Here is a 6,288-nt window from a genome sequence, read left to right as displayed (position 1 = left end):
CCGTGGATGCGGCCGGTGGAGCCGCCGACGTGGAGGCTCTTGCCGGTGTCCTCCTCCATGTGCGCGCGCTCGATCTCGACGCGGTACGTCGTGCCGTCCTCGAGCTCGACGTCGAGATGGCCGTTGAAGGCGATGGGCTCGTCGTACTGCGAGGTCTGGAAGTTCTTCGGCATGTCCGGGTAGAAGTAGTTCTTCCGGGCGAAGCGGCACCACTCGGCGATCTCACAGTTGAGCGCCAGCCCGATGCGGATCGCCGACTCCACGGCCTTCTCGTTGACGACGGGCAGGGCGCCGGGCAGGCCGAGGCAGACCGGGCAGACCTGGGTGTTCGGCTCGGCGCCGAACCCCGTGGCGCAGCCGCAGAACATCTTGGTGTGGGTGTTGAGCTCGACGTGGACCTCGAGGCCCATCACGGGGTCGAACCTCTCGACGGCGTCGTCGAAGGCCAGTACGGCTTCGGTGGTGGCGGTGCTCATGCCGCTCACGCTCCCTTCGCGGTCAGGTCGGGTGCCTGGGCCAGCAGGTGCCCGCCCCAGCGGTCGGTCAGCAGCTTCTCGAGGACGGCGCCCACTCCGTAGAGCCGGGCGTCCTCGGTGGCCGGGGCCAGGATCTGGACGCCGGTCGGCAGGCCGTCCTCCTCGGCCAGGCCGGAGGGCAGGGACATCCCCGGGACGCCGGCGAGGTTGGCCGGGATGGTCGCGATGTCGTTGAGGTACATCGCCATCGGGTCGTCGAGCTTCTCGCCGAGCTTGAACGCCGTGGTCGGCGCGGTCGGGCTGAGCAGCACGTCGGCCTTCGCGAACGCGGCCTCGAAGTCTCTCGAGATCAGCGTGCGGACCTTCTGCGCCTGCCCGTAGTAGGCGTCGTAGTAGCCGGAGGAGAGGGCGTAGGTGCCGAGGATGATGCGGCGCTTGACCTCGTCACCGAAGCCGGCGTCGCGGGTGGCGGCCATGACCTGCTCGGCGCTCGGGTCGTCGACGCCCTCCGGCAGCACCCGCAGGCCGTAGCGCATGGCGTCGAACTTGGCGAGGTTCGAGGACGCCTCGCTGGGCAGGATGAGGTAGTACGCGGCGAGCGCGTAGTCGAAGCTGGGGCAGGAGACCTCGACGACCTCGGCCCCGGCGTCGACGAGCAGCTGCACGGACTCCTCGAAGCGGGTGCGGACGCCGGCCTGGTAGCCCTCGCCGCCGAGCTCCTTGACGACGCCGATGCGCATGCCCTTGACGTCGCCGCGGCGCGCGGCCTCGACGACGGGGGGCGCGGGGGCGTTGATGGACGTCGAGTCCAGCGGGTCGTGCCCGCCGATCACCGAGTGCAGCAGGGCGGCGTCCAGGACGGTGCGAGAGCAGGGCCCCGCCTGGTCGAGGCTGGAGGCCAGCGCGACGAGGCCGTAGCGCGAGACACCACCGTAGGTCGGCTTGGTGCCGACGGTGCCGGTGACCGCGGCGGGCTGGCGGATCGAGCCGCCGGTGTCGGTGCCGATGGCCCAGGGCGCCTCGAACGCAGCCACCGCGGCGGACGAGCCGCCGCCGGAGCCGCCGGGGATGCGCTCGAGGTCCCAGGGGTTGCGGGTGGGGCCGTAGGCGGAGTGCTCGGTCGAGGAGCCCATCGCGAACTCGTCCATGTTGGTCTTGCCGAGGATCGGCATGCCAGCCGCGCGCAGCCTGGTGACCAGGGTGGCGTCGTAGGGAGGGACCCAGCCCTCGAGGATCCTCGAGCCGCAGGTGGTCGGGATGCCCTTGGTCGCCATCACGTCCTTCACGGCGATCGGGACCCCGGCCATGACCGGGAGCTCCTCCCCCGCGGCGCGGCGCTCGTCGATGTCGCGGGCGGAGGCGAGGGCGCCATCGGCGTCGACGTGGAGGAAGGCGTGGACCTGGCCGTCGACCGCCGCGATGCGGTCGAGGTGCGCCTGGGTGACCTCCACGGCGCTGATCTCTTTGCGCCCGAGGGCGTCGGCGATCTCGGCCGCGCTGGCGCGGGTGATGTCGGTGTTCACAGCGGGAGGAGTCCTTCGGTCAGTCTTCGGCGAGGATGCGGGGCACGGAGAAGCGCTGCAGCTCCGAGGCGGGGGCGCCGGCGAGTGCCTCGTCGGCGCTGAGCGAGGGACGCACCTCGTCGGGGCGGGTCACGTTGGTCAGTGGCATGGGGTGCGACATCGGCGGGATGTCGTCGGCCGCCACCTCCTGGACCTTGGCCACGGACTCGAGGATGACGCCGAGCTCGCCGACCATCTTGTCGAGCTCGGCGTCGGAGAGGTCGATGCGGGCGAGGCCGGCGAGGTGCGCGACGTCGTCCCTGGACAGTGAGGACATGCCGGCCAGTCTATGGGCTGGGGGTCGGGGCCTTTGGTCGCGGTCGTCCCGCCACCCTGCTCGCCACGGGGGCGGTCGTCGGTGTGGTCAACGGCTCATTCCTGGCCCGCCTGCTCGCCCCTAGGCTGCGGGCATGAGCGCTGTCCCCTCCCACCTGTTCACCGCCATCGACCACGTCGGCGTCGCCGTGGCCGACCTCGACGAGGCCATCGCGTTCTACCGCGACACCTACGGCATGACCCTCGCCCACGAGGAGGTCAACGAGGAGCAGGGCGTGCGCGAGGCGATGATGGCCGTCGGCGACTCCGGCTCGCACATCCAGCTGCTCGCGCCGCTCTCCCCCGAGTCGACGATCGCGAAGTTCCTCGACCGCTCCGGGCCGGGCATCCAGCAGATGGCGTACCGGGTCGAGGACCTCGATGCCGTGAGCGCCACCCTTCGCGAGCGCGGGCTGCGCCTGCTCTACCCCGAGGCCCGGCGCGGCACGTCGGACTCGCGCATCAACTTCATCCACCCCAAGGACGCCGGCGGCATCCTCGTCGAGCTCGTCGAGCCGGCCACGGGGCCCGCCCACTAGCTGTACCGACCGACCTCTCCGGCCGGTGCAGCCAGCCGCCCTCAGTCCTGCGCGTCGAGCTCCTCGACCGTCAGCACGACCAGCGCAGCGGTCCAGGCCAGCGGCGCGGGTCCGGCCGGCCGCCCTGACGCGGTGACCTTCTCGGGCAGGCTCCCCCAGGTCGTGCGGTGCGCGTCGAGCCAGTCGAGCCACCGTTCCGCGGTGTGGTCGCGCCCCGAGGCGGCAGCGGTCAGCGCCACCAGGGCGGTCTCCGGAGACCACGAGACTCCGTCGCGCTTCCAGGCCACGCCGGGGGCGAGGCCTCCGGCGGGGCGTCGCGCCTGGCGCTGGTAGGCCTCCCACGCCGCGACCACCGCCGGCGTCTCGGGCGAGAACGGTGGCATGAGCATCGTCACGGCCGCGTCCAGGCCGCCCCGACGGCCGAAGCGCTCGAAGTCGGGCGCGAAACCAGCCCTCACCCGGGCCTCGAGCCGGGTGGCGGCGGCACCCGCCCGCATCGACGCGAGCGGCTCTCCCAGGGCGGCGTACACCCGCGCGCTCGAGCGCAGCCCGGCCAACAGCGGGGCAGCGGTCCCGAGCGAGGTGGCTCCGACGGGGACCTCCCAGTAGTCGGGCGAGGGCGGCGGCAGCACGGCTCCGTCGTCCGTCAGGCGCAGGACGAGGTCGGTGCAGCGGTCGAGCAGCTCCCGCAGCTCCGGGTCCAGCCCGACCGGCCCGGGCTGCATCTCCACCGCGCCGAGCGCCCAGAGCGCCCACCCCGCCCCGTCGGACTGCGCCTCGCGGTCGTCCGGGGTCCCGACGCCGGAGAGGTGGTAGCGCGCCTCGAACCCGACCTGGCGGTCGAACGAGAGCCTGGACAGGAAGCGGAGGATGCGCAGCGCGTCCTCGCGGTGCCCCGCCCTGGCCAGGGCCACAGCCGCGAAGGCGCTGTCGCGCGGCCACGCGTAGCTCCAGCGGTCAGCGGCGCCGGCCCGCACCGCCCCGTTGGGCTCGGTCAGCCGGTGCAGGTCGAGCAGGGCCGCGCTGGTCATGTCCTCCCACCGTGTCCCTGCGCCCGGGACCGTACCGGAGCCGAGCCAGGCCACCTCGTCCTCGCTGGGCGCGCCGGTCGGCGAGGCGTCGGGACCTGCCCAGCCCGCCTGGGTGATGAGGATGGGGTCGGGGGCGGGTGGCCGGGGCCAGGCAGCGAAGCCCCAGGCCAGGCCAGCCACCAACGGCACGGTGGCAAGGGCGACCCAGCGCCGGGCCGCCCAGCCGCGGGCCCAGCGGCGCCGACCGCCCCCCGGCGGCCCCCCGGTGCCCTGGAGCCCCTCCCCCCTGCGACGTCGCATGCCGTGATGATGCCAAACGGAGGCGGTCGCGTGCGGGCGTTGTGAGCAGGGCTGCCGGCACGATGGCGCCAGAGCGGGGCTGTGGCCCCGCCCCGTGAGCCAGGTCACCGCGTGACCGCTGTCTCAGTCCGTGCCCAGACCCCTTGTGCCGCACTAGGTTCGCCCCATCGACTGCCCCCGCTCGACCGAGGCTGAGGAGTTCCACCGATGCAGCAGATCCGCGACGCCATCCTCTCCGGTGACCGCACCGAGGAGACGTATGCCGGGTTGGCCGTTCCGCAGCAGTACCGCGCCGTGACCGTGCACAAGGACGAGGTCGGGATCTTCGAGGGCCTCCCCAGCCGCGAGAAGGACCCGCGCCGCTCGCTGCACGTCGACGAGGTGCCGGTGCCGGAGCTCGCCCCCGGCGAGGCGCTCGTCGCGGTGATGGCCAGTGCGATCAACTACAACACGGTCTGGACCTCGATCTTCGAGCCGGTGTCGACGTTCGGCTTCCTCGAGCGCTACGGCCGGACCTCCGACTACGCCAAGCGGCACGACCTGCCCTACCACGTCGTCGGGTCCGACCTGGCCGGCGTCGTGCTGCGCACGGGTCCCGGGGTGCACAAGTGGAAGCCGGGCCAGGAGGTCGTCGCCCACTGCCTCTCGGTCGAGCTGGAGAGCGCCGACGGCCACAACGACACGATGCTCGACCCGGAGCAGCGGATCTGGGGCTTCGAGACCAACTTCGGCGGCCTCGCCGAGCTGGCCGTCGTCAAGACCAACCAGCTCATGCCCAAGCCGTCGCACCTGACCTGGGAGGAGGCCGCATCACCCGGGCTGGTGAACAGCACGGCATACCGCCAGCTCATCTCGCGCAACGGCGCGGGCATGAAGCTCGGTGACACCGTGCTCATCTGGGGCGCCTCCGGCGGCCTCGGCTCCTACGCCACGCAGATGGCGCTGGCCGGCGGCGCGACCCCGGTGTGCGTCGTCTCCTCCCCCGAAAAGGCGGAGATCTGCCGGTCGATGGGCGCCGAGCTGGTGATCGACCGCAATGCCGAGGGCTACAGGTTCTGGAAGGACGAGACCACCCAGGACCCGAAGGAGTGGAAGCGGCTCGGCGCCCGCATCCGCGAGCTCACCGGCGGCAAGGACGTCGACGTCGTGTTCGAGCACCCGGGTCGGGAGACCTTCGGCGCCTCGGTCTACGTCGCGCGCAAAGGCGGAACCATCGTCACCTGCGCCTCGACGAGCGGCTACATGCACGAGTACGACAACCGCTACCTGTGGATGAGCCTCAAGCGGGTCATCGGCAGCCACTTCGCGAACTACCGCGAGGCGTGGGAGGCCAACGACCTCATCAACCGGGGCCTGATCCACCCGACCCTCTCCAAGACCTACACCATGGAGGACGTCGGCCAGGCGGCCTACGACGTCCACCAGAACCTGCACCAGGGGAAGGTGGGCGTGCTCACGCTCGCGCCCGAGGAGGGCCTCGGCGTCTCCGACGAGGCGAAGCGGGCGACGCACGTGCAGGCGATCAACCGCTTCCGCAACGCCTGAGCGGGTCCATCGTGATCCCCTGACCTCCCGTGGCCTAGGCTCGCCGCGGGAGGTCAGTGCATGTTCGATCGGTGGAGAGAGTTCCGGCGCAGACAGCGTGCGGCGCTCCGGGCCAGCAACCGTCCCTCGGCAGAGCTCGAGGCCGAGCGAGCCGTGCCGTCCGGGGCGGCCCCGGGTCCCTCGCAGGGGGAACAGGCCGCAGAGGGCGACCTGCTCACGAGCGTCCTCCCGCCGACCGAGGGGGCGACCCAGGTCAGCAGCGGCCACGACGGCGCACCGCTGGCCACCGAGGACCGCGAGGCGCCCGCCGGCCAGCGGTTCGGCCGGGCGGGGCGGCCGCTGAACCGCCAGTCGCCGTTCTACGTCGGCTTCGTCGGCGCGCTCGGGGTGCTGGTCGCCCTCGGGCTCTGGCACACCCTCGGCCGCCTGACCGCGGTCATCACCCTCCTGGTGGTCTCGCTCTTCCTGACCCTTGCCATCAACCCCCTGGTGGAGTCGCTGACGAACCGCGGGATCAACC

5 protein-coding genes and 2 pseudogenes are annotated in these 6,288 nt (G+C 72.3%); 3 read left to right on the top strand and 4 right to left on the bottom strand.

What is annotated here, in order from left to right; genetic code table 11:
* The 3 genes and pseudogenes from VIB11_RS07695 to gatC all read right to left on the bottom strand — a co-directional run.
* Positions 1 to 476 (bottom strand): annotated as a pseudogene (locus VIB11_RS07695) (Asp-tRNA(Asn)/Glu-tRNA(Gln) amidotransferase GatCAB subunit B); the annotation flags it as partial.
* A 5-nt stretch (positions 477 to 481) separates the two neighbouring features.
* A complete protein-coding gene (gene gatA, locus VIB11_RS07690) occupies positions 482 to 1,999 on the bottom strand; it encodes an Asp-tRNA(Asn)/Glu-tRNA(Gln) amidotransferase subunit GatA (protein WP_332029966.1) in 1,518 nt (505 codons plus the stop codon).
* Between the two features lie 19 nt (positions 2,000 to 2,018).
* Entirely contained in the window at positions 2,019 to 2,315 is a 297-nt protein-coding gene (gatC, locus tag VIB11_RS07685) for an Asp-tRNA(Asn)/Glu-tRNA(Gln) amidotransferase subunit GatC (RefSeq protein ID WP_332029965.1), read from the bottom strand.
* 133 nt (positions 2,316 to 2,448) lie between these two features.
* On the opposite strand from gatC, the gene mce reads away from it, so the two are divergent.
* Entirely contained in the window at positions 2,449 to 2,892 is a 444-nt protein-coding gene (gene mce / locus VIB11_RS07680) for a methylmalonyl-CoA epimerase (RefSeq protein WP_332029963.1), read from the top strand.
* Between the two features lie 41 nt (positions 2,893 to 2,933).
* Here the strand turns inward: mce and VIB11_RS07675 are convergent, their stop codons facing one another.
* Complete coding sequence (locus tag VIB11_RS07675; protein WP_332029961.1) at positions 2,934 to 4,223, bottom strand: glycoside hydrolase family 15; 1,290 nt, start codon at positions 4,221 to 4,223, stop codon at positions 2,934 to 2,936.
* Positions 4,224 to 4,430: 207 nt separating this feature from the next.
* Between VIB11_RS07675 and ccrA the strand changes: the two genes are divergently transcribed.
* Positions 4,431 to 5,768: a crotonyl-CoA carboxylase/reductase gene (gene ccrA, locus VIB11_RS07670; protein WP_332029959.1), complete on the top strand. Its 1,338-nt coding sequence runs from the start codon at positions 4,431 to 4,433 to the stop codon at positions 5,766 to 5,768.
* Positions 5,769 to 5,828: 60 nt separating this feature from the next.
* Positions 5,829 to 6,288 (top strand): annotated as a pseudogene (locus VIB11_RS07665) (hypothetical protein); the annotation flags it as partial.

Source organism: Pedococcus sp. (assembly GCF_036554925.1).
Lineage (GTDB): Bacteria > Actinomycetota > Actinomycetes > Actinomycetales > Dermatophilaceae > Pedococcus_A.
This window is presented reverse-complemented; position numbering and strand designations above follow the sequence as displayed.